This window comes from Nocardioides zeae (genome assembly GCF_030818655.1).
Taxonomy (GTDB): domain Bacteria; phylum Actinomycetota; class Actinomycetes; order Propionibacteriales; family Nocardioidaceae; genus Nocardioides; species Nocardioides zeae_A.
Genome location: NZ_JAUTAN010000001.1, coordinates 1093344 through 1116059 on the forward strand (window position 1 = coordinate 1093344; position 22716 = coordinate 1116059).

Here is a 22716-nt window from a genome sequence, read left to right on the forward strand (position 1 = left end):
GCGACCGCTCCCGACAGTTCTGCCGCAGCGACATGACAAGGCTCGGCAGCCCTTAGCTGCGACCCCTCACGTCTGTCGGGGGCCGGCAGAGCCCTCAGAGTTGAGTATTCCCCGCTGGAGCCGCTTGTCCTCTTTAGAGCGGAGGCGTCGGGGGACGAGTTGCTGGTCTGAAGCGCTTCCGGATGTCGCCAGGTACGACCTTGAAGAGTGAGTAGCGGCCACGTCTTTCTGGCGGAGCGGCACACTCGGTCTCCAGCACGAATTTGAGGTAAGTGGACGCTTCCCGGTGCAGACGCGGAGGAGGTCGGGCGCCAGGTGGATGCCGCAGGAACGAGCCCGACCGGCCACTTGCCGGACAGGCGGCCTCGGGCCCGTGTTGTCTGCAGTCCGCGCGACGCGGTGCTCTGCTCAGTCGCGAACCCCGGTCCCTGGGGGACGAGCGAGACTGCCGGCGGGCTCGCTGCGCGACGTCCCTGCTTTCTGTGCGTCCGTCGCCCGATCCCACGTCGACATCACGATCAAGGTCTTCGTCCCCGCCACCAACCCCGTCCTCCGGATGGCATTCACGACGCTTTGCAGATGCTCCACGCTCCTCACCCGGAACCGCAGCAACCCATCGGGATCACCGGAGATCGTGAAGAACTGCTGCACCTCGGGCACCTGCCGCGCGATCTCCTCGATCTCCCGCGTGTCGGTCTGACCCGTCAGCCGGATCTCGGTGAAGGCGTCGATCTCGCCGACCGCGCCGTCGGCCACGATCGCCGTGTAGCCCTTGATGACGCCGCTCGCCTCCATCCGTGCGATCCGCCGCGCGACCGGGGCAGCGGACAGTCCCACCCGCTGCGCGATCTCGCTGGTGGGCATCCGCGCATTGGCGCGGAGCAGGTCGAGGATCTGGCGGTCGAGGTCGTCCATGGCAGCAGCTCGCTTCCCAGTAGTTGCGTCGAGCGCGCGGAACAGGCGCAAAAAGGACGCATAAGCAAAGAACAAAAGCGATCCTCGCACGACTAGAGCGCTTTCGTTGCGCGTGGTTCACGTCACCCGCCAGGCTCCTGCGCACACCCGGAGATGAAGGAGACCCCGTGGAGCCGACCCTGGACCTGCGCGCCGCACTGCGCGACATGATCCTGGCGCGACGCGTCGACACCGAGGCGATCGCCCTGCAGCGGCAGGGGGAGCTCGGCCTGTGGCCGTCGATGCTCGGACAGGAGGGCGCCCAGGTCGGTGCCGGCTCGGCGCTCCGGCCGCGGGACGTCGTCTTCCCGACGTACCGCGAGCACGCCGTCGCCTGGTGCTTCGGCGTGGACCCGGTGCAGCTGCTCGGCCTCTTCCGCGGCACGACGATGGGCGGGTGGGACCCGGCCGAGCGCGGCTTCCAGCTCTACACGCTCGTCATCGGCGCGCAGACGTTGCACGCGGTCGGCTACGCCATGGGCATCGTGCGCGACGGGGACGTCGGCACGGGCGACCCGGACCGGGACCGCGCCGTACTGGTGTTCCTCGGCGACGGCGCCCTCAGCGAGGGGGAGACGAACGAGGCGTTCGTGTGGGCCGCCGCCCAGAACCTGCCGGTCGTCTTCTTCTGCCAGAACAACCAGTGGGCCATCTCGGCGCCGTTCAGCGTGCAGAGCCGCGTACCGGCCGCCCAGCGCGCCTCCGGCTTCGGCTTCCCCGGCGTGCAGGTGGACGGCAACGACGTCGCCGCCTGCCACGCCGCCACCGAGCAGGCCCTCGCCCAGGCCCGCGCGGGCGGGGGACCGACCCTCATCGAGGCCGTCACCTACCGGCGCAACCCGCACACCACGTCGGACGACGACCTGCGCTACCGCGACGCCGCCGAGAACGACCACTGGCGCGACCTCGACCCCGTCGACCGGCTGCGCACCACGCTCCTCGAGAGCGGCGCGATCGACGACGCCTTCCTCGCGGCCGTCGCCGCCGAGGAGCAAGAGCTCGCCGAGCGCCTGCGCACGGGCTGCCGCGCGCTCCCGGTCCCGTCCCACGACGACCCGTTCCTCCACACGCTCCACACGATGACGCCCGAGCTCGCCCGGCAGCGCGACGAGCACCTCGCGTTCGTGGCGGCCGGTGAGGAGGGCCCGGCATGAGCACCGAGACGAAGAACCAGGCCATGGCCCACGCCCTCAACCAGGCCCTGCGCGACGAGCTCGACACCGACCCGAAGGTGCTCCTCGTCGGCGAGGACATCGGTGAGCTCGGCGGCGTCTTCCGCGTCACCGACGGGCTCGCCAAGGACTTCGGCGGCACCCGCGTCGTGACCTCACCCCTGGGCGAGGCGGGCATCGTCGGCAGCGCGATCGGTCTCGCGATGGCCGGCTACCGCCCCGTCGTCGAGATCCAGTTCGACGGCTTCGTCTTCCCGGCGATGAACCAGATCGTCACGCAGCTCGCCAAGTACCGCCACCGCTCCGAGGGCCGTGTCAGCCTCCCCGTCGTCGTCCGCATCCCCGTCGGTGGCGGCATCGGCGCCATCGAGCACCACAGCGAGTCACCCGAGGCCTACTTCGCGCACACGCCCGGGCTTCGCGTCGTGTGCCCGTCGACGCCGCAGGAGGCGTACGCCCTCATGCGCGCGGCCATCCGCTGCGAGGACCCCGTCATCTTTCTCGAGCCCAAGAAGGCGTACTGGAGCAAGGGTCCCGTCGACCACGCCGCGGGCGCCGCTCCCCGCGAGGCCCTCGACCGCGCCCGTGTGGCCCGCGAGGGCGACGCGCTGACGATCGCGACGTACGGCGCCCTCACGGCCACCGCGCTGAAGGCCGCCGACGAGCTCGCCGCCGAGGGCACCGAGGTGGAGGTCATCGACCTCCGCACCATCGCACCGCTCGACCACGAGACGGTCGTGGCCTCCGTGCGCCGTACCGGCCGCCTCGTCATCGCCCACGAGGCCTCCCAGTCCGGCGGCATCGGCGGCGAGCTCGCCGCCCGCGTCCAGCGCGACGCCTTCTTCGAGCTCGAGGCGCCGGTGCTCCGCGTCACGGGCTACGACACGCCGTACCCCGCCAGCCGCCTCGAGGAGGAGTGGCTCCCGGGCCTCGACCGCCTGCTCGACGCCTGCGACGCCAGCCTCGCCTACTGACCGGAGTGACGACCCCCGTGAGCACCCCCCAGCAGTTCCTCCTCCCCGACGTCGGCGAGGGCCTCACCGAGGCCGAGATCGTGACCTGGCACGTCGCCGTCGGCGACACCGTCGAGGTCAACCAGACGCTCGTCGACATCGAGACCGCGAAGTCCGTCGTCGAGCTGCCGTCGCCCTTCGCCGGCCAGGTGCTCGCCCTCCTCGTGCCCGAGGGGCAGACCGTCGACGTCGGCACGCCGATCATCGAGATCGGTACGCCGCAGGCAGCGCCCAGCCCAGAGCCCGAGCCGACGGAGGACGAGCCCCAGCTCCTCGTCGGGTACGGCGCGCGCGAGGCCACCACGAGCCGTCGCCGCCGCGGGGGAGCGCGCCCGGCCGGGGCCGGAGCGACGGCGGTGGCCGACAAGCCCCGCGCCAAGCCGCCCGTCCGCAAGCTCGCCCAGGTGCTGGGCGTGGACCTGGCGTCCCTCACGCCGAGTGGTCCCGACGGGATCGTCGTGCGCACCGACGTGCTGGCTGCTGCCCAGCAGGCCGGGCCGCCGCCCGTCCCCCGCTCAGGAGCCGCCGCCCGTTCCCGCACCGACCTCGGTTCCGGAGCCGACGCCGGCCGAGCCCGCGCCGTACGGCCTCGAGACCCGCATCCCCGTCAAGGGCGTGCGGAAGCAGACGGCGGCGGCGATGGTGTCCTCGGCGTTCACCGCGCCGCACGTGACCGAGTTCGTGACGGTCGACGTCACGGCCACGCTCGAGCTGCGCGATCGGGTGCTCGCCCGGCGCGAGTTCCGCGACGTGCGCGCGACGCCGCTGGCGTTCGTGGCGCGGGCCTACCTGCACGCGCTGCGGCGTACGCCGATGGCGACCGCCCGCTGGGACGAGGCCGCGCAGGAGATCGTGGTGCCCGGGCAGGTCAACCTCGGCATCGCCGCGGCCACCCCGCGGGGGCTCGTCGTGCCCAACGTGAAGGCCGCCGACCGCATGGATCTCCGCGACCTGGCGGTCGCCATCGACGACCTCGCGCAGACGGCGCGCGCCGGGCGGACGACGCCCGAGTCGATGGCCCACGGCACGACCACCATCACCAACGTCGGCGTCTTCGGCGTCGACACCGGCACGCCCATCCTCAACCCGGGGGAGACGGCGATCCTCGCGGTCGGTGCCATCCGCCGTACCCCGTGGGTCGTCGGTGAGGGCGCCGACGAGCGCATCGAGCCCCGCTCGGTGCTGCAGCTCGCGCTGTCGTTCGACCACCGGGTGCTCGACGGCGCCGAGGGATCCCGCGTGCTCGCCGACACCGCGGCGATCCTGCGCGACCCCACGGAGGCGTTCCTGTGAGCGAGCACTACGACGTCGTCGTCATCGGTGCCGGGCCGGGCGGCTACGTCGCCGCGGTCCGTGCCGCCCAGCTCGGCCGCAGCGTCGCGGTCGTCGAGGAGCGGTTCTGGGGCGGCGTCTGCCTCAACGTCGGCTGCATCCCGTCGAAGGCGCTCCTGCGCAACGCGGAGCTCGCCAGCCTGTGGCGCGACCGCGCCGAGGACTTCGGGATCGTCGGCGAGGCGCGGTTCGACTACGGACGGGCGCACGCCCGCAGCCGCGAGGTCGCGGACGGTCGGGCGGCCGGGATCCACTACCTGATGCGCAAGAACAAGGTCGTCGAGATCGACGGGCGTGGGCGGTTCACGGGCCCCCGCTCCATCGAGGTCACGGCCGCCGACGGGAGCACGCGCACGGTCTCCTTCACCGACGCCATCGTCGCGACCGGCGCGCGCCCGCGGATGCTCCCCGGCGTCACCGCCTCGGCCAACGTGGTCACCTACGAGGAGGTCGTGCTCGACGCGACCCTCCCGCGCAGCATCGGCATCGTGGGCGCCGGCGCGATCGGGATGGAGATGGCCTACGTGCTGCAGGCGTACGGCGTCGAGGTGACCCTCCTGGAGTACGCCGACCGCGTGCTGCCCGCCGAGGACGCCGACGTCTCGAGCGCGATGGCCAAGGCCTACCGCGGGCTCGGGGTCACCGTGCGCACCGGTGTGCGCGTGGGATCGGTGACGGACCGCGGCGACGAGGTGGAGGTCGCGTGGACCGGCGCGGACGACGTACCGGCCCGGGAGCCCTTCGACCGCGTGCTCGTCGCCACCGGGTTCGTCCCCAACTCCGAGGACCTCGGCCTCGACGTTGCCGGCGTGGCCGTCGACGACCGCGGCGCCATCACCGTCGACGCGCGGATGCGGACGAATGTGCCCGGCATCTACGCCATCGGCGACGTGACGCTGCAGCTGCAGCTCGCTCACGTTGCGGAGGCCATGGCGGTCGTGGCGGCGGAGACGCTGGCCGGGGCGGTCACGATGGAGCTGGGCGACCTGCGGATGATGCCGCGCGCCACCTTCTGCCAGCCCCAGGTGGCGAGCTTCGGCCTCACCGAGGCCCAGGCGCGCGCCGAGCACGGCGAGATCCGCGTGGCCAAGTTCCCCTTCACGGCGAACGGCAAGGCGCACGGTCTCGGCGAGCCCGTCGGCTTCGTCAAGGTGCTCGCCGACGCGAACGGCGCGCTCCTCGGCGGGCACCTCGTCGGCCCGGACGTCGCCGAGCTGCTGCCCGAGCTGACGCTGGCGCAGAAGTGGGACCTCGGGTCGTTCGAGCTGTCCCGCAACGTGCACGTGCACCCCACCCTCGGGGAGGCGCTGCAGGAGGCCTTCCACGGGCTCGAGGGCCACATGATCAACCTGTGATCGCCGGTCCCGGGATGCGTCGGCGTCTCGAGGGTGTTGCTCCCGTCATGAGCAACCGACCGCACCTCATCCCGGACGAGACCCACCCCATCACCGTCACCCCGACGGACGGCCACGTCGTCGTCGCCCGCAACGGCCGCGTCATCGCGGAGACCGACCGCGCGCTGACGCTGCAGGAGGCGTCCTACCCGCCGGTGCAGTACGTCCCCCTCGCCGACGTCGACGCCGCCGTGCTGGAGCGGACCGACCACGCGACGTACTGCCCCTACAAGGGCGACGCCGGCTACTACTCCCTCGTCGACGGCGACGCGCGCGCCGAGAACGCGGTGTGGACCTACGACGCGCCGTACGACGCCGTCGCGCCCATCGCCGGCCACGTCGCGTTCTACCCGAACGAGGTGGAGGTCAGCATCGCCTAGCCTTCAGCGGGCCGGCTTCGGACGCATGCGGATGCGCGAGGTCCAGTCGAAGCCGTCCCAGAACCGCTCGTCGGCCATGCCCTGGGGGTCGGCGTAGAAGCCCGGCTCCCGGGCATCCGGCCCTGAGCCGTCGGGTCCGAGATCGTCGCCCGCCGGGTCGGTGGCGGCTTCGATCGGGTCCTCCGTGGCATCGGGTGCCGGCAATCGCCCGGCTCCGTTGTCACCGGTCAAGCCGTGGTCGCGCAGCCACGCCTGGGTCACTTCCGATGACTTCAACGCGGCGACCGTCATCTCGAGCTGCAGGTGGTTGCCCTTGATGAGGCCTCTGGCGACAGGCACCCGGTCCGTTGCGGCGACCAGGTTGACGAGTGGCAAGAAGTTCTTGCTCATCGCTGGCGTCAGCGTGCCCACCACCACGGAATCGACCTCGACCTGCACGACCTCACGAGTGGTCCGAGCGAGCTGCTCCTCATGGGCGTGCAGGCTGCAGTAGACCCAACCTGCTCCCTCTGGCTGGATCCACGGACGTGCCTCAACGCTGCTGGGGTCAACCGTCACGGCGACCTTCTGCTTGCGCCCCTCCGGGAGCTCGACGTGCGCCGCGGTGGGTGGCGCGTTGAGGGGCTGCAGCAGGTGGGGCTCGGCAAGGGCGATGTACGAGCTCACCCACACGCCGTCGCCCGCGTCCTCCGGCTGGTAGCTGTCGTAGACGTTGACGCGGGCCGTCACGCGCGGGAGGCGTCCCTGCGCGGTCAAGGCAGCGAGAACGGGCAGGTACGAAGACGCCACCTCGACCGGGACCCATCCCACGGCGACTCCGCTCACCTCGGCGCGGAGCTTCGAACCGTCGACGGACAGGGTGGCAGTGCTGCGCAGCTCGTCACGGCCCGCGCTCGTGGAGCCGACGAGTGCCCGGACCGCGGTCTTGTCGGCGGGTGGTTCCAGCGGGACGTACGCGCCCACTTGGCCCCACAGGTCGAACATCTGCATCAGCCGCTACCCCCGTCGTCGTGCTCGGTCATCCGGATTGTTTCGGATCGGAGGTCAGCACGTGGGCAGATTCAGTGAGTGACGGCCCAGGCTCGGCAGCGCGCCGCTGATGCGCGGAGCCAGGGTGCGGGTCATGGCCGTGCAAGCGACCATCGCCGCTCTGCGGACTTTCATCGCCGAGCGCGTGGCGTCACTCAGAGGCCGCCGTGCCACGGGAGTCGTAGTCGTCGACGTACCGACGGATCGTCGCGATCTTCAGGTAGAGCCGTAGCGGGTCGACGCCGGTGGGGAGGAACCCGTGGCCCCGGTACCACGGCACGAGACCTTCGTTGTCCGCGTCGACCACGAGCAGTCGACCGCCCCCGGTGGCACTGGCCGCCAGGACTTGGCGGAAGGCGCCCAGCACCAGCTGGGTGCCCCACAGGTTCACCTGGTCGCCCCGGTAGGTGTGATCGAGCGCGAGCTTGGCCAGGAGGTATCCGGGGATCGGATCGAGCCCGCCCGACCGTGCGCTGCCCGGTACGGCACCGCGCACCACGCCTGTCGGAGCAAGCGCGAAGTAGCCCACCACTCGCGCCCCGGATGGCGCATCGCGGACCAGCACGGTGACGGCGGCCGTGCCGCTTCGGACTGCCGACAGGGCGGAGGCCCGGAGCCAGCGGTCGTAGCGCTCGTCGCCGCAATCGAACGTGGTCAGGTCGTGGTGGGGACCCGCTGGCTCGAAACGGTGGTGGGGCTGCGGCACCTACGAGATCCGGGGGAGCGAGGCCAGCTTGTCCCGCAACGCGGGCGCGTCGTCAGCGATGTCGAGAGACATGACGAGCGCGTCGAAGACCTGCGGATCCAGCAGGGTGATCTCGGCGCGAGCGACGATCTTCTCTGCCTCGGCCCGCGCCGCACCGGTGACGAAAGCAGACTTGCTCATCTGGGTGAGCTCGGCCGCGCGCGTGATCAACTGGTCCGTTGCCTCGTCGAGACGGGTCTCGAATCGCTTCGTCCTGGTCGCTGTCACCACGTCGCTCCCTACGCGTACGGCATATGTACGGACAATCGTAGAGCGGTGTCGACCGATTGCCAAGGGGTCACGCCCACCGCGTCGCCGCTGACGCGGGCGTGCCGGTGAGCACCCGTACGGCGAGGTCGGTCGTCGCCTGGACGTTGAGGAACCCCACGACGCGGCTCACGCGGTCGATGTCGAGGGGGAGGAGCCCGGGGGTGCCTGGTACGTCGGGGGTGAGCCCGAGGTCGAGGTCGTCGTGGCCGCGCATCATCGCGACGTTGAAGTCGTAGCGCTCGCGGGCGCCCGGCGCGGCCAGGTGCTTGACGACGCGTGCACCGAGGCGGCGTCCGCCCTGGTCGAGCGACCACGAGTCGAGGGCCTCGGCGACGTTGCGCCCCTCGTCGTGCTCGATGTCGGCCCACACGGCCTGCATGGATCCGGCGGCATCGAGGAGGGCGGCGGCGGTCTTTTCGCCGAGGCCGGGCACGCCCGGGAGGTTGTCGATCGCGTCGCCGCGCAGGGCGGCGTAGGCCAGGTAGTTGGCGGCGGCGACGCCGTACATGGTGTGGAGGCGGCGCGCTCTCGCTCAAGTCGGCGGGGCGGTCGCTGCGGTCACAAGCATTCCCAGCCGGGTGTGGCTGGGTCGACCGGGCGGCGGTCGGTCCACGCCGTGCGCACGGCCAGTCTCGGCGCGTTCTCCGCAGCGGTGCTTCTGGATGGTTAACAATTTGGCGAAAGCGTGTTAGAACTCCTATCGATCGCTACTCGGTGATCAATCCACGTATTGACGACGAAGGGAGGCGGAGTCCCTGCAGCCGCCATGGCGTGGGGGTTGGTGGAACTCGCGAACCGACCGGACATCCAACGCAATCTTCAGAACGCTTCCATCGAGGTCTCCGAGGTGCGGAAGGAAATTCTTCGCCTGTGGCCGCCGAGCTGGCTCTTCGCCCGCGACGCTCTCGTTCAAATCGACGTCGCTGGACACAGGCTGCCGCGTGGATCCCACATTCTCATCAGCAGTTGGGTGCTTCACCGTACGACCGCTTGGGATGACGCAATGGCGTTCGCGCCCGAACGGTGGGCCGAAATGCCACCGCCGAACGCCTACATTCCCTACGGAGCAGGAAAGCGGTTCTGCATGGGGGCCAATTTCGCAAACGGACAGATCGACGCGTTCCTCGGCGTTCTGCGTGACAAGCGCATCTTTCCGGCGGGCGCTGCGGTGTACGGCTCGATCGATGACCGCGCAACGCTTGTCCCTGTGGGCTTGAAGTTCCGTGTCGGCAGCATCTAACGCGCTCATCCCGCGCGGCCGCGCGCTGCTCGTCGTGCAAGGCGTTGCTGCCGTCGCAAGCCAGAGCTACCTCATCGTGCTCGCGACTCTCGTTGTGCCGACCTGGGGCGTCGGTGCCTTCGGGCTTATTTACGCGCTCGACACGGCCAGCAGGACCGCGGTGCTGCTGGCGTCGGGCTTCATACTCGCGCAGTTCTCCGAGCGCCGGGTCTTGGTGGTCTCGGATCTGCTCAGGGCAGTTGGTTTCGCAGGCCTCGCAGCCGTGGCGTTCACGCAGGGCGCTACTGACGGCAACGTGACGACCGTGGCTGCTCTCTGCGTGCTGGTGGCCGTCGGTTCGACGACCCCCATGAGCGTCGTCCCGGCGCAGCTGCTTGCGCATGCACCCAGCGACCAGCCCCCGAAGAGCACGCTCGCATCGTGGCGGGTGGTGGCTACCTGTGCGCGCGTCGCTGGGCCCGCCGCTGCAGCGCTCCTCGTCCCAGTGCTGGGTGGCGGCTGGATCCTCGCTCTGCTGGCCGGGGTATGCGCTTCGGCCGCCGGTGTGGACGCCTACGCCACGGTCGACCGTCGCGCGTCACGGGAACAGCTGTGGCGAGAGGCAACTGCTGGGCTCTCCTTCGTTCGGCGAGACCGAGCCCTCCTCGCGCTCTTCGTCGTCGACGTCGTGCACGTGCTTGTTCCCGTGTCGGTGTGGTTGATCCTCGTGCAGTCGCCGCACATCCTGGGGATCGACGAGGCACAACAAGGCTGGATCATCGCGTCGTTCGGCGCTGGCGCCTTCCTCGGCGTGGTCCTCGCGCGGGCGTGGGGCCCGCGACGCCTGCTCACCGCCGCGGCGTGGAGCGGTTGCGGGATCGGGCTTCCGCTGGCGGGAGTGTTGCTGGATCTGCCGTTGCCCGGGCTGATCGTCGCCGCAGCGTTGGCCGGCGTCACCACGGAGACCACGTCCCTGTGGACGCATTCCTACATCGCGGAGCGAGCCCCGAGCGACCTGGTCTCGCGCGTTCTCTCGGTGAACATGCTCGTCACGATCGGCACGATGCCCGTCGGATTCCTGATTGCCGGACAGGCGCTGGAGCACGCTCGCCCCGCCCACGTGATCGCCACCGCGATCGCCATCCTCCTGGTGAGCACGTTCGTCGCGACTCCGTTCCTGCTCGCCCGGGAGGCTCGCAGGGAGGGGCAGGAGATGAAGGAACGAGCCGGCTGATCACGCCCACCGCGCCGCCGCGGACGCGGGCGTGCCGGTGAGCACCCGTACGGCGAGGTCGGTCGTCGCCTGGACGTTGAGGAACCCCACGACCCGGCTCACGCGGTCGATGTCGAGGGGGAGGAGCCCGGGGGTGCCCGGTACGTCGGGGGTGAGCCCCAGGTCGAGGTCGTCGTGGCCGCGCATCATCGCGACGTTGAAGTCGTAGCGCTCGCGGGCGCCCGGCGCGGCCAGGTGCTTGACGACGCGTGCACCGAGGCGGCGGCCGCCCTGGTCGAGCGACCACGAGTCGAGGGCCGCGGCGACGTTGCGCCCCTCGTCGTGCTCGATGTCGGCCCACACGGCCTGCATGGATCCGGCGGCGTCGAGGAGGGCGGCGGCGGTCTTCTCGCCGAGGCCGGGTACGCCCGGCAGGTTGTCGCTCGCGTCGCCGCGCAGGGCGGCGTAGGCCAGGTAGTTGGCGGCGGCGACGCCGTACATGGTGTGGAGGCGGCGGGGGTCGAGCAGCGGCGAGCCGTGGATGCCGCCGTCGATGAGGCGCAGCACCTTCGTGCTGTCGCTGATGTGGGCGAACGTGTCCCGGTCGGACGTCACGATGATGCAGTCCCAGCCGTGCCGCCGTGCCCAGGCCGCACCGGAGGCGCTGACGTCGTCCGCCTCGAGTCCCGGCGGCGTCAGGGTCGCCAGCCCGAGCGCGTCGAGCAGCGCGCCGGCCCGTTCCAGCTGGTCGATGAGCTCGGGGTGCTTCTCCGCGCGGCCCGCCTTGTAGTCGGGGTAGCGGTCGCGCCGTACGGAGCCCGTGCGGTCGTCGAGCCCGAACAGCACGGCGTCGGGCGCGAAGCGGTCGATCGACTCGATGATCTGGCGGAGCATCCCGTGCAGCGCCCAGACGGGCCGGCCCGCCCGGTCGAGCGCCCGGGTGTGGGCGCGGGCGTGGTGGTTGCGGTGCAGCAGCGAGGGGGCGTCGACGACGAGCAGCAGCTTGCGCGGGGTCTCGTCGGGCGGGGTCATCGGAGGACCATCGTAGGTCCCGGCCACGCGGGCGACCGCCGCCGCTAGCGCTGCCGGTCGGCCCCGCCACGGCGGGCGAGCGTGCTCGCCAGCGCGGTCGCCGCGGCACGCACCGCCGTCTGGTGCGACTCCGGCCGGAAGCGGCCGACCGGGCCGGTCACGCTGATCGCGGCCACGGCCCCGTGCCCGTCCGGCTCGAGGACGGGCGCCGCCACGCAGAGGAGACCGGGCGTCGACTCCTCACGCTCGAACCCCACCCCCGTCTCCAGCACCCGGGCGAGCTGTCCCCGCAGCAGCCCCGGGGCGACCACGGTGTGCGGCGTCCGCCGCTCGAGAACCGCGCCGAGCACGCCGGCCCGCACCTCGTCGTCGGCGTGCGCCAGCAGCACCTTCCCGATGGCCGTGCAGTGCATGGGCATCCGCCCGCCCGTGCGCGAGGGCGACCGGGCCTGGCGGTGGCCGCCGATCTTCGCGACGTACACGACCTCCGTGCCGTCCCGCACCCCCAGGTGCACGGTCTCGTGGGTGCGCTCGTAGAGGTCCTGGAGGAACGGCATGGCCAGCTCCAGCAGGGTGCGTTCCGGGGCCGCCCGCATCCCGAGCTCGAAGAGCCCGCCGGAGAGGCGGTAGCCGTGCGGCGTCTTGTCGAGCAACCGGTGCGCGACGAGGTCACCGGCGACGCGGTGCGCCGTCCCCTTCGACAGTCCTGTGCGGCGCACCAGCTCCGCGAGCGGCAGCACCGTGTCGTCGACGCGGAACGCGCGGAGCAGGGCGACGGCCTTCCCCAGCACCGTGTCGAGGTCCGGGGCGGGGTCGGGGGCGGTCACCCGCGACAGCGTACCGGTGAGTGGAACGCCCGCCTGGGCGTCGTGCCGCGACGCACGGGAGGGTGGCGCCATGACCGAGACCACGACCGGCGTCGACGCCGACGCCCTGGCCGCTGCTGCGGGACGCCTCCGCGACGCCGAGCGCACGGGCGTGCCCGGCCGACCGGTGCGCGACCTCATCGGGCGGGACGACGTCCCCGCCGCGTACGCCGTCCAGCAGCTCCTCGTCGCCGAGCGGACCGCGGCCGGTGCCCGCGTCGTTGGCCGCAAGATCGGCCTGACGTCGGAGGCGGTGCAGGCCCAGCTCGGCGTCGACCAGCCGGACTTCGGCGTGCTGCTCGACGACATGGCGTACGACGACGGCGGCACCCTGCCCGCCACCAGCGTGCTGCAGCCCCGGGTCGAGGCCGAGGTCGCCTTCGTGCTCGGGTCCGACCTCGCCGACGGCCCCCTCGGCATCGACGAGGTCCGCGCCGCCGTCGCGGAGGTCGTCCCCGCGCTGGAGATCTGCGGGAGCCGCATTGCCGACTGGGACATCAGCTTCGGCGACACCGTCGCCGACAACGCCTCCGCGGGCGCCTTCGTGCTCGGCCGGCAGCGCCTGACGCTGGCCGACGTCGAGCCGCGCGGGGTCGCCATGAGCATGACCATCAACGACGAGGTGGTCGCGACGGGGACGGGCGAGGCGTGCCTCGGTGACCCGGTCGCCGCGCTCCTCTGGCTGGCCCGGCAGGCGCGGGAGCTCGGCGAGCCCCTGCGCGCCGGCCAGGTCGTCCTCTCCGGGGCGCTCGGCCCGATGCGACCGGTGCAGCCGGGTGACCGCGTCACCGCGTCGTTCTCGGACCTCGGCGCTGTCAGCGTCACCATCGGCGAGCAGTGAGGAGACAGCCATGACCACCCCCACCACCAAGGTCGCCGTCATCGGGTCGGGCAACATCGGGACCGACCTCATGATCAAGGTGATGCGCACCAGCTCCCTGCTCGAGATGGGCGCCATGGTCGGCATCGACCCCGACTCCGACGGGCTGGCGCGTGCGCAGAGGATGGGTGTCCCCACGACCCACGAGGGCGTCGAGGGGCTGCTGGCGCTCCCCGGGTTCGACGAGATCGAGATCGTCTTCGACGCGACCTCCGCCGGCGCCCACCGCCACAACGCCGCGCTGCTGGAGCCGCTGGGCAAGCGGCTCATCGACCTGACCCCGGCCGCCGTCGGTCCCTACGTCATCCCGGCCGTCAACATCGACGACCACCTCGCGGCGCCCAACGTGAACATGGTGACCTGCGGGGGACAGGCCACGATCCCGATCGTGGCGGCCGTCTCGCGCATCGTCCCCGTGGCGTACGCCGAGATCGTCGCCTCGATCGCGTCCCGCTCCGCGGGGCCCGGCACCCGGGCGAACATCGACGAGTTCACCGAGACCACCTCGGCTGCCATCGTCGAGGTCGGCGGTGCCGCGGCCGGCAAGGCGATCATCGTCCTCAACCCCGCCGAGCCGCCACTCATCATGCGCGACACCGTCTTCGCGCTCGTCCACGCGCCCGACCCGGGGGTGCAGGACGAGATCCGCGCGTCCATCGAGAAGATGGTGGCGGACGTGGCGGCGTACGTGCCCGGTTACCGCCTCAAGCAGCAGGTGCAGATCACCGAGCTGCCCGCCGACCAGCCGGTCCACACCCTCGTCGACGCGACGGCGGACCGCCCGACCCACCAGGTGTCGGTGTTCCTCGAGGTCGAGGGCGCCGCGCACTACCTCCCGGCGTACGCCGGCAACCTCGACATCATGACGTCCGCGGCGCTCCGCATGGCCGAGCGCATCGCGGCCTCGACGGCAGGGATCTGACATGGCCACCTCGATCTTCGTCCAGGACGTGACGCTGCGCGACGGCATGCACGCCGTGCGCCACCGCATCAGCCCCGACGACGTCCGCACGATCGTGGCCGCGCTCGACGCGGCCGGGGTCGACGCCATCGAGGTCGCCCACGGCGACGGCCTCGCGGGCTCCTCGCTCAACTACGGCCCCGGGTCGCACACCGACTGGGAGTGGATCGAGGCCGCCGCCTCCGTGCTGGAGCGGGCCCGGCTCACCACCCTGCTGCTGCCGGGCGTCGGCACCCTGCACGAGCTGAAGCGGGCCTACGAGCTCGGCGTGCGGTCCGTGCGGGTCGCGACCCACTGCACCGAGGCCGACGTCTCCGCCCAGCACATCGCCGCGGCCCGCGAGCTCGGGATGGACGTCTCCGGCTTCCTCATGCTGTCCCACATGGCACCTCCCGAGGAGCTGGCGCAGCAGGCCCGCCTCATGGAGTCGTACGGCGCGCACTGCGTCTACGTCACGGACTCCGGGGGCCGGCTCACCATGAGCGACGTCGCCGCCCGGGTGCGCGCCTACCGCGACGTCCTCGACGCGGACACCGAGATCGGCATCCACGCCCACGAGAACCTCTCGCTGTCCGTCGCGAACTCCGTCGTCGCGGTCGAGAACGGCGTACGCCGCGTCGACGCGTCCCTCGCCGGCCACGGGGCCGGGGCGGGCAACTGCCCGATCGAGGCGTTCGTCGCGGTCGCCGACCTGTCCGGCTTCGAGCACGGGTGCGACCTCTTCGCGCTCCAGGACGCCGCCGACGACCTCGTGCGTCCCCTCCAGGACCGCCCGGTCCGCGTCGACCGCGAGACCCTCACGCTCGGCTACGCCGGCGTCTACTCCAGCTTCCTCCGGCACGCCGAGGCGGCCGCGGAGCGCTTCGGCCTCGACGTCCGCGACATCCTCATGGAGTGCGGCCGCCGTCGCCTCGTCGGCGGCCAGGAGGACATGATCACCGACGTCGCGCTCACCCTCGTCGCGGCGCGCGACGCCGCCTGAGGCCGCGCGCCCCCCTCACGGCTGCTCGACCGACCCCGACCCCGACCCGGGCCCCGATCCCGAGCCCCGCCCCCGGAGGCGCCGCTCCTCGGCCTGCAGCTCGGTCCCGATGGACCGCGCCACGTCGGCGAGCGCGTCGACGAGCAGCCGTGCGTGGGCACTGACGGAGCGGTCGGCCGGCAGCGTCACCCCGATCGCGCGCGGCACCGTGTCGAGCTCCGTCGTCAGCAGGTCGAGCTCCTCGTCGCGCAGCCCCACGTAGGTCGGCAGCGGCGCCAGCGAGTCCGTCTCGACCAGGATCGACCGCATCGTCAGCATGGTCGAGCACTCGATGACGTCGGCTGGCAGCGGCAGTCCCTGCCGCTCGAAGACCTCCTCCAGCTCGCGGCGCAGCTGGCTGGGGCGCAGCGGCAGGATCCACGGGTACGCCCGCAGCCCCTCCAGCGTCGGCTCCTCCTCCGCGAGGGCCGGGTGGTCCCGGCGCACGACGATGCGCACGGCCTCGTCGTACAACCGCAGGTGGTGCAGCGCCCCGCGGTAGGTGCTCGGGTCCAGGCGCCCCACCATGAGGTCGATCTCGCTCCGCACGAGCGCCGTCGAGAGCTCCTCGGCCGTCCCCTCCCGCACGCTCACGGGCACCCCGGGCTCGTGGCGCTTGAGCGCCACCAGGGCCCGGGGGAGCAGCGAGTAGGCGCCCGCCAGGTTGGTGCCGACCCGGAGCGGGCGCGTGCCGGCCTGCTTCACCTCGTCGATCTGCTGCGCGGCCCGCCGGAGGTTGCCGAGGGCGGCGCGCGCCTGGTCGATGAGGATCTCGCCGTAGACCGTGGGGGAGACCCCGCGCGGTCGCCGCACGAAGAGGTCCACGCCGACGATCTCCTCCAGCTCGCGCACCGCCCGCGTCACTGCCGGCTGCGAGATGTAGAGCGCCGTCGCGGCGCCGACGAACGAACCCTCGTCGGCGATCGTGACGAGCAGCACGAGCTGGCGGAGCTTGAGCCTCCCGCCGAACACTTCTGTGACCTGCACGAAACCTCCCTGAGCGACGGTTGCAATCTGGTTGTAGCACGGCGTCTGGATATACCCGGCAGGTTATGTCAAACCCTCCTTCGGTATTGGCGCCGTGGCGTGGGCCACGCCAAGGATGGTGGCCATGCACCGCCCCTCCTCCACCCCCGAGCCGGTGGCCGACCTCCTCTCGGCGCTGGCCTCCGGCGCCGTCGACGTCGTCGACATGACCGCGCCGCTGTCCTCCGCGACGCCCGTCCTGCCCCTCCCCGAGGGCATGGCGCCGATCCCGCGGTTCACGCTCGAGGAGCTGGCCCGGTACGACGAGCGCGGCGAGACCTCCTACCAGAACGGCATTCACACGGGCGAGCACGTCGGCACCCACTTCGACGCCCCGTGCCACTGGGTGACCGGCGTCGAGCACGGCGACGTCTCCCAGGTGCCGCCGGCCCGCCTGGTGGCGCCGGTGGCGGTCGTCGACCGGACCGCGCAGGTCGCCGCCGACCCCGACCACCTCCTGACGGTCGAGGACCTCGAGGAGTGGCAGGCCGAGCACGGCCCGCTGCCCCGCGGCTGGCTCTTCTACCGCACGGGCTGGGCCGCCCGGTCGCACGACCAGGACCTGTTCCTCAACGCCGACGAGCAGGGTCCCCACACGCCGGGCCTCACCGCCGAGTGCGCCCGCTGGCTCGCGGAGGAGACGCGGGGTGCTCGGTCTCGGTGTCGAGACGGTCGGCACCGATGCCGGCCAGGCGTTCGGCTTCGAGCCGGCCTTCCCGGTGCACCACCACCTCCTCGGGGCCGGCAAGTACGGCCTCACCCAGCTGCAGCAGATGTCGCAGCTGCCCACGACCGGAGCGGCGGTGATCGTCGCCCCGCTGCCCATCGTCGGCGGGTCCGGCAGCCCCGCCCGGGTCGTGGCCCTCGTCCCTCGAACGAACGGAGCAGTCCTGTGACCCTGGTCAGGGATGCCATCGGAAACCTGCTGGTCGACCTCGGCGTGCGCACCGTGTTCGGCGTGGTGGGCAGCGGCAACTTCCACTACACCAACGCGATGACCGCCCGCGGCGCCCGCTTCGTCGCGGCGCGGCACGAGGGCGGTGCGGCCACCATGGCCGACGCCCACGCCCGCATGTCCGACGAGGTCACGGTGCTCTCGCTGCACCAGGGCTGCGGCTACACCAACGCCCTCACCGGCATCGCGGAGGCGGCCAAGAGCTCGACGCGCCTGCTCGTGCTGACGGCGGAGGCGACGGAGCCGACGTCGAACTTCTCGATCGACCAGGCCGCCATGGCCGTCGGTGCCGGCGCCCTCGCGATGCGGGTGCGTTCCCCCGAGACCGCGCTCGTCGACGTCGCCCGGGCGTTCGCCGCCTGCCAGGACCAGAGCCGCACGGTCGTGCTCAACGTCCCCATCGACGTCCAGGACCGGCTCCTCCCCGACGACGCCGCGACGCGGCAGTTCGTGCCCGTCGCCCCGCCGCAGCCGGCGCTCGAGGAGCTCGAGCGGTTCGCGGACCTGCTCCTCGCCGCCGAGCGTCCGGTCTTCGTCGCGGGGCGCGGCAGCCGCTCGCCCGGCGCGAAGGAGGCGCTGCGTGAGCTCGCCGCCCGCACCGGGGCGCTGCTCGCGACGTCGGCGGTGGCCCGCGGCATGTTCAACGACGACCGCTGGGGGATCGACGTCTCCGGCGGCTTCAGCTCGCCGCTCACCGCGGAGCTGGTGGCCGGCGCCGACCTCGTCGTCGGCTTCGGTTGCGCGCTGAACATGTGGACGATGCGGCACGGCCGGCTGATCGCCCCCGACGCCACCGTCGTGCAGGTCGACATCGACCCGTCGGCCATCGGTCGCAACCGCGACGTCGACCTCGGCCTCTGGGGCGGCGTCGCGCCCACGGCCGCCGCCACGACGCGGCTCCTCGCGGACCGCGACGAGCCGGTGCGCACCGGCTACCGCACTCCCGAGATCGGCGAGCGGATCCGCTCCGGGCTGCGGTGGAACCAGCTGGACATCGTCGACGAGTCCGCCGACGGCCTGGTCGACCCCCGCGCGCTGACCACGGAGCTGAACAACCTGCTGCCGACCGAGCGCATCGTCTCGGTCGACTCCGGCAACTTCCTCGGGTTCCCCAGCATGTACCTCGACGTCCCCGACGAGTACGGCTTCTGCTTCACCCAGGCGTTCCAGTCGGTGGGCCTCGGCCTGGCGACCGGCATCGGCGCGGCCCTCGCCCGGCCGGACCGCCTCCCGGTGGTCGGGGTCGGCGACGGCGGGTTCCTCATGGGCATCTCCGAGCTCGAGACGGCGGTGCGGCTGGGCCTGCCCCTGCTCGTCGTGGTCTACGACGACGCCATGTACGGCGCGGAGGTGCACCACTTCGGTGCGGGGGAGCCGCTGGACCACGTGACCTTCCCCGACGGCGACCTCGCCGCCATCGCCCGGGGTCACGGCTGCGACGCGGTCACGGTGCGCGACACCGCCGACCTGGCCGCGGTCAAGGACTGGGTCTCGTCGGGACCGACCCGACCCATGGTCATCGACGCCAAGGTGCTCTCCCGCGAGGGCTCCTGGTGGCTGCACGAGGCCTTCGGTCACTGACGTGCCCGACCGGTCTGCCCGATCCCTGATGGAGGACGACGTGGAGACGACGACGAGCGTCACGGCGGCACCACCGCCCGTGACCACCGATCCGGCCGCTGCCGGACCACCGGAGCGACGCGCGGCGCGCCGACCGCGCCGTACGACGGCCGGCCGTGGCCGGGTGCTGCGCCGCGGCGCCACGGGCGTGCTCGGCACGCTGCTGCTGTGGGAGGTCGTCGCGCGCTTCGACCTGCTGCCCCGGGACGCGCTGCCCCCCGCGTCGACCACCATCGCGCGGGCCGCCGAGCTCGTCGTCGACCCCACCTTCCTCGGGAACGTGGGCGCCACCCTCTGGGCCTCCCTGGTCGGCTACCTCCTCGCGCTCGTCATCGCCCTGCCCCTGGGCATGCTGCTGGGGCTCTCGGACCGGCTCTACCTGGTGAGCTCGACGGTGATCGAGCTGCTCCGCCCCCTGCCCCCCGTGGGCCTCGTGCCCCTGCTGGTGCTCGTCGCCGGGCAGGGACTGGAGATGAAGGCGGCCGTGGTGGCGCTCGGCTGCGTGTGGCCGCTGCTCATCAACACCATCCACGGGGTGCACGCCACCGACTCCACCGCCCGCGCCACGGCGCGCTCCTTCGGGTGGTCGCCCACCCAGGTGGCGGTGCGCGTGGTGTGGCCCTCGGCGATCCCGTCGGTGCTCACCGGCGTGCGCATCACCGTGTCGGTGGCGCTCATCCTCTGCGTCGGCGCCGAGTTCATCGGCGGCAGCACCGCCGGCCTCGGCAGCTGGCTGCTGCAGCAGAGCATGCTCCCCGGCGGCATCGACAGCGTCTGTGCGGGCGTGCTCATCGCCGGCAGCCTCGGACTGCTCATCAACGGCGCCGTGAGCGCCCTCGAGACGCGGTTCGCGGCCTGGGCCCGACGGGAGGAGGCATGAGCACCGCCGTCGCCTCCGGGCTCCGGGTGCGCGTCACCCGCTTCGCCATCGGCTGGATCGGGGCCGTCGTGCTCCTGGCCGCCTGGCAGCTGGCCACGGTCCGCTCGGACTCGGCCTTCTTCCCCACGCCGCTCGAGATCCTCGACGACATCCGGGAGCGCTGGTTCTCCGCCGGTCTGTCGGGCGGGGTGCTCACCGACGCGTTCTTCCAGGACGTCACGCCGAGCCTCCAGCGCCTGGCCCTCGGGCTGCTGCTCGCCTGGGCCGTCGGCATCTCCCTCGGCGTCGTCCTCGGCCGGGTGCGCACGGTGGCGGAGTACCTCGAGCCGCTCCTCCACTTCATGCGTGCCCTGCCCGGTCCCGTGCTGCTGCCGCTGGCCCTCGTGCTCGTCGGCACGGGCACGAGCATGCGGGTCTCGCTCATCGCCTTCGGCGCGGTCTGGCCCATCCTGTTCAACACCTACAGCGCCGTGCGCCAGGTACCCGAGTGCTTCATCGACAACGCGAAGGTGGCGCGGGTCTCCCGGCCCGCCCTGCTCTTCCGCGTCATCCTCCCGGCGGCGAGCACCGGCATCTTCGCCGGGCTCCGCGTCTCCACGTCGCTCGGGATCATCCTGCTCATCGCCTCGGAGCTGGTGGCCGCCACCGACGGCATCGGCTTCGGCCTCACGCAGTCCCAGCGGTCGTTCCAGTTCGTCGCGATGTGGTCGTTCATCGTCGCGCTCTCGCTCCTGGGCTACGTCGCCAACCTGCTCCTCTCGGGCGTCGAGACCCGGCTCCTGCGCTGGCACCGCCTGATGGCCGCCGTCCAGGACTGACCGACCCCGCCGCGGCGCCCGCCGCGGCCCGCCCCCCTCGCACCCACCGAACCGAAGGACGGAATCTCCATGAGCCCTGCCCTCCTCGAGGTCACCGACCTCCGGCACAGCTACCAGACCCGCCAGGGCGAGCACACGGTCCTCGACGGCCTGACCTTCTCCGTGGAGCGCGGCGAGTTCGTCTCCATCGTGGGTCCGTCGGGCTGCGGCAAGACCACGCTGCTCCGCTCGCTCTCCGGCCTGCTCCGCCCCAGCGGGGGCACCGTCGCCCTCGGCGGCACCGTGATCGACGGCGTGCCGCAGGGACTGGCCATGGTGTTCCAGGACTACCGGGGCTCGCTCTTCCCCTGGCGACGCGTGGGGGAGAACGTCGAGTTCCCGCTCCTGGGCAGCGTGCCGAAGGCCGAGCGGCGCCAGCGCACCGCCGAGTCCCTCGAGGCGGTCGGCCTCGCGGCCGCCGCCGACCGCTACCCCTGGCAGCTCTCGGGCGGCATGCAGCAGCGCGTCGCGATCGCCCGTGCCCTGGCGATGCGCCCGCAGCTCCTGCTCATGGACGAGCCGTTCGCGTCGGTCGACGCGCAGACGCGCTCCGACCTCGAGGACCTGCTGCTCCGGGTGCGCGAGCAGTTCGACATGACGATCCTCTTCGTCACCCACGACGTCGACGAGAGCGTCTACCTGAGCACGCGGGTGCTCTCCCTGAGCAAGGCGCCGACCGTCCAGACGGCCGACGTCACCGTGCCGCTCGCCTTCCCGCGCGACCAGATCACCACCCGCGAGGAGGGGGCCTTCGTCACCACCCGTGGCGAGGTCGCCCGCCTGATCCGCCAGGCCGGTCCCGGCGGCCTGGCTGCCTGAACCGCGTCCCCCGACGCACCCCCGGCCCGACGAGGTGCCGACCCCGAGTCTCGGAGAACCCACAGGAGAGACCCCATGACCACCACCTCCACCATCCTGCGCCGCGTGACCGCGTCGAGCGCCGCGGTCGTCCTCGCGACGGTCACGCTCGCCGCCTGCGGCGGTGACGGCGACGACAAGACGGCCGACGGCCTGACCCGCGTGACGCTGTCGATCCCGCCCGTCGGCGACTCGCTGCCCGTCTACCAGGCGATCAGCGAGGGCTACTTCGAGGACGAGGGCCTGTCCGTCGAGCTGACGCCGGCGGCGAACGGCGCCACCACCATCAACGCCCTCGTCTCGGGGAGCACCGACCTCGCGCTGGTCTCGTACCCGTCGCTGATCACGGCCTACGCCTCCGACCTCCCGGTCACCATCGCCGCCCCGGCGATCGCCGGCACCGCGGACTACCAGGCCGGGCTCTACGTGCTCGCCGACTCCTCCATCGAGGAGCCCGCCGACATGCTGGGCAAGAAGTTCGCCACGCCCAGCCTCGGCTCGGTCGGCGACATCTGGTTCCGCGGGGTGCTGCTCGACGAGGGCCTGGACTACGACGACGTCGAGTTCGTCGAGCTCCCGCAGGCCAACATGGCGGCCGCGCTGGAGGCGGGGGACGTCGACGGCATCTTCCAGACCGAGCCCACGCTGAGCGCCACGAAGGCCGAGCTCGACGTGCGTGCCATCGGCTTCCAGGAGGGACCGCAGGGGCTCTTCGCCACCTCGACGTCGACGCTCGAGGACGACCCGGAGGTCGTCGAGGGCTTCCGCGCGGCGATGGCGCGGGCCGTCGAGGACCTCGAGGAGGACCCCCGGGCGGTCGCCGTCGCGCAGATGCCCGCCAACACGGAGATGTCGGCCGCGACCGCCGAGACGATGGGGCTCCCGGCCTACGAGACGGAGTACGACGCCGCCGGCGTCCAGGACGTCATCGACCTCATGGCCGAGGTCGGCCTCATCGAGGAGGCCTTCGACGCCTCCGACCTCTGGCGGGACCTCGGCTGACCGACCGCCCGTCCCGCGCGGGACAGCCACGTCCCGC

General features: G+C 72.2%; 23 protein-coding genes and 1 pseudogene. 16 read left to right on the plus strand and 8 right to left on the minus strand.

Features of this window, described 5'->3' with window-relative positions; translation table 11 throughout:
* Positions 1 to 408: 408 nt before the first annotated feature.
* On the minus strand, positions 409 to 915 hold the full coding sequence (locus QE405_RS05220; protein WP_307199154.1) for an Lrp/AsnC family transcriptional regulator: 507 nt from the start codon (positions 913 to 915) through the stop codon (positions 409 to 411).
* A 167-nt stretch (positions 916 to 1082) separates the two neighbouring features.
* On the opposite strand from QE405_RS05220, the gene QE405_RS05225 reads away from it, so the two are divergent.
* The 6 genes and pseudogenes from QE405_RS05225 to QE405_RS05245 all read left to right on the plus strand — a co-directional run bounded on the left by QE405_RS05225 (position 1083) and on the right by QE405_RS05245 (position 6245).
* Entirely contained in the window at positions 1083 to 2108 is a 1026-nt protein-coding gene (locus tag QE405_RS05225) for a thiamine pyrophosphate-dependent enzyme (protein WP_307199155.1), read from the plus strand.
* Complete coding sequence (locus QE405_RS05230) at positions 2105 to 3100, plus strand: alpha-ketoacid dehydrogenase subunit beta (protein WP_307199156.1); 996 nt, start codon at positions 2105 to 2107, stop codon at positions 3098 to 3100. Before QE405_RS05225 ends, QE405_RS05230 begins: the two co-directional genes overlap by 4 nt.
* 80 nt (positions 3101 to 3180) lie before the next feature.
* A pseudogene (locus tag QE405_RS21055) lies at positions 3181 to 3564 on the plus strand (biotin/lipoyl-containing protein); the annotation flags it as partial.
* A gap of 190 nt (positions 3565 to 3754) precedes the next feature.
* Complete coding sequence (locus QE405_RS21060; protein WP_444939678.1) at positions 3755 to 4432, plus strand: 2-oxo acid dehydrogenase subunit E2; 678 nt, start codon at positions 3755 to 3757, stop codon at positions 4430 to 4432.
* The gene (gene lpdA, locus QE405_RS05240; RefSeq protein ID WP_307199157.1) at positions 4429 to 5826 is read left to right on the plus strand and encodes a dihydrolipoyl dehydrogenase; all 1398 of its coding nucleotides are present in this window, start codon (positions 4429 to 4431) and stop codon (positions 5824 to 5826) included. Before QE405_RS21060 ends, lpdA begins: the two co-directional genes overlap by 4 nt.
* A 47-nt stretch (positions 5827 to 5873) precedes the next feature.
* Positions 5874 to 6245 carry a DUF427 domain-containing protein gene (locus QE405_RS05245; RefSeq protein ID WP_307199158.1) on the plus strand — a complete coding sequence of 124 codons (372 nt, stop codon included), beginning with the start codon at positions 5874 to 5876 and terminating at the stop codon, positions 6243 to 6245.
* Positions 6246 to 6248: 3 nt separating this feature from the next.
* Here the strand turns inward: QE405_RS05245 and QE405_RS05250 are convergent, their stop codons facing one another.
* From QE405_RS05250 to QE405_RS05265, 4 genes are all read right to left on the minus strand, one after another.
* Positions 6249 to 7235: a DUF2510 domain-containing protein gene (locus QE405_RS05250; protein WP_307199159.1), complete on the minus strand. Its 987-nt coding sequence runs from the start codon at positions 7233 to 7235 to the stop codon at positions 6249 to 6251.
* A 190-nt stretch (positions 7236 to 7425) separates the two neighbouring features.
* On the minus strand, positions 7426 to 7980 hold the full coding sequence (locus QE405_RS05255) for a hypothetical protein (RefSeq protein ID WP_307199160.1): 555 nt from the start codon (positions 7978 to 7980) through the stop codon (positions 7426 to 7428).
* Positions 7981 to 8250, minus strand: a complete 270-nt coding sequence (locus QE405_RS05260) for a type II toxin-antitoxin system TacA family antitoxin (protein ID WP_307199161.1) — start codon at positions 8248 to 8250, stop codon at positions 7981 to 7983.
* A 67-nt stretch (positions 8251 to 8317) separates the two neighbouring features.
* The gene (locus tag QE405_RS05265) at positions 8318 to 8797 is read right to left on the minus strand and encodes a 5'-3' exonuclease H3TH domain-containing protein (protein WP_307199162.1); all 480 of its coding nucleotides are present in this window, start codon (positions 8795 to 8797) and stop codon (positions 8318 to 8320) included.
* 258 nt (positions 8798 to 9055) lie between these two features.
* Here QE405_RS05265 and QE405_RS05270 point away from each other — a divergent pair, with 258 nt between their 5' ends.
* Both QE405_RS05270 and QE405_RS05275 read left to right on the plus strand, forming a co-directional pair.
* Positions 9056 to 9529, plus strand: a complete 474-nt coding sequence (locus QE405_RS05270) for a cytochrome P450 (protein WP_373459442.1) — start codon at positions 9056 to 9058, stop codon at positions 9527 to 9529.
* Complete coding sequence (locus QE405_RS05275) at positions 9513 to 10742, plus strand: hypothetical protein (RefSeq protein ID WP_307199164.1); 1230 nt, start codon at positions 9513 to 9515, stop codon at positions 10740 to 10742. Before QE405_RS05270 ends, QE405_RS05275 begins: the two co-directional genes overlap by 17 nt.
* Here QE405_RS05275 and QE405_RS05280 read toward each other — a convergent pair whose 3' ends face one another.
* Positions 10743 to 11753, minus strand: coding sequence for a 5'-3' exonuclease H3TH domain-containing protein (locus QE405_RS05280; protein ID WP_307199165.1), 1011 nt, complete (start codon positions 11751 to 11753; stop codon positions 10743 to 10745).
* Between the two features lie 44 nt (positions 11754 to 11797).
* Positions 11798 to 12580, minus strand: coding sequence for an IclR family transcriptional regulator (locus QE405_RS05285; RefSeq protein ID WP_307199166.1), 783 nt, complete (start codon positions 12578 to 12580; stop codon positions 11798 to 11800).
* A 70-nt stretch (positions 12581 to 12650) separates the two neighbouring features.
* Between QE405_RS05285 and QE405_RS05290 the strand changes: the two genes are divergently transcribed.
* Genes QE405_RS05290 through dmpG form a run of 3 tightly spaced genes read left to right on the plus strand, consistent with a single transcriptional unit; the run spans position 12651 to position 15442 of the window.
* Positions 12651 to 13460 carry a 2-keto-4-pentenoate hydratase gene (locus QE405_RS05290; protein ID WP_307199167.1) on the plus strand — a complete coding sequence of 270 codons (810 nt, stop codon included), beginning with the start codon at positions 12651 to 12653 and terminating at the stop codon, positions 13458 to 13460.
* Between the two features lie 10 nt (positions 13461 to 13470).
* On the plus strand, positions 13471 to 14421 hold the full coding sequence (locus tag QE405_RS05295; RefSeq protein ID WP_307199168.1) for an acetaldehyde dehydrogenase (acetylating): 951 nt from the start codon (positions 13471 to 13473) through the stop codon (positions 14419 to 14421).
* Between the two features lies 1 nt (position 14422).
* Entirely contained in the window at positions 14423 to 15442 is a 1020-nt protein-coding gene (dmpG, locus tag QE405_RS05300) for a 4-hydroxy-2-oxovalerate aldolase (protein WP_307199169.1), read from the plus strand.
* A 15-nt stretch (positions 15443 to 15457) separates the two neighbouring features.
* Here dmpG and QE405_RS05305 read toward each other — a convergent pair whose 3' ends face one another.
* Positions 15458 to 16468 (minus strand): LysR family transcriptional regulator, encoded by a 1011-nt coding sequence (locus tag QE405_RS05305; protein ID WP_307199170.1) that lies wholly within the window; start codon positions 16466 to 16468, stop codon positions 15458 to 15460.
* A 124-nt stretch (positions 16469 to 16592) separates the two neighbouring features.
* On the opposite strand from QE405_RS05305, the gene QE405_RS05310 reads away from it, so the two are divergent.
* The 5 genes from QE405_RS05310 to QE405_RS05330 all read left to right on the plus strand — a co-directional run bounded on the left by QE405_RS05310 (position 16593) and on the right by QE405_RS05330 (position 22679).
* Entirely contained in the window at positions 16593 to 19043 is a 2451-nt protein-coding gene (locus tag QE405_RS05310) for a cyclase family protein (protein WP_307199171.1), read from the plus strand.
* 1 nt (position 19044) lies between these two features.
* Positions 19045 to 19962: an ABC transporter permease gene (locus QE405_RS05315; protein ID WP_307199172.1), complete on the plus strand. Its 918-nt coding sequence runs from the start codon at positions 19045 to 19047 to the stop codon at positions 19960 to 19962.
* Positions 19959 to 20780, plus strand: a complete 822-nt coding sequence (locus QE405_RS05320) for an ABC transporter permease (RefSeq protein ID WP_307199173.1) — start codon at positions 19959 to 19961, stop codon at positions 20778 to 20780. Before QE405_RS05315 ends, QE405_RS05320 begins: the two co-directional genes overlap by 4 nt.
* A 69-nt stretch (positions 20781 to 20849) precedes the next feature.
* Entirely contained in the window at positions 20850 to 21638 is a 789-nt protein-coding gene (locus tag QE405_RS05325; protein ID WP_307199174.1) for an ABC transporter ATP-binding protein, read from the plus strand.
* Between the two features lie 75 nt (positions 21639 to 21713).
* Positions 21714 to 22679, plus strand: a complete 966-nt coding sequence (locus QE405_RS05330) for an ABC transporter substrate-binding protein (protein ID WP_307199175.1) — start codon at positions 21714 to 21716, stop codon at positions 22677 to 22679.
* The last annotated feature ends 37 nt before the right edge of the window (positions 22680 to 22716 follow it).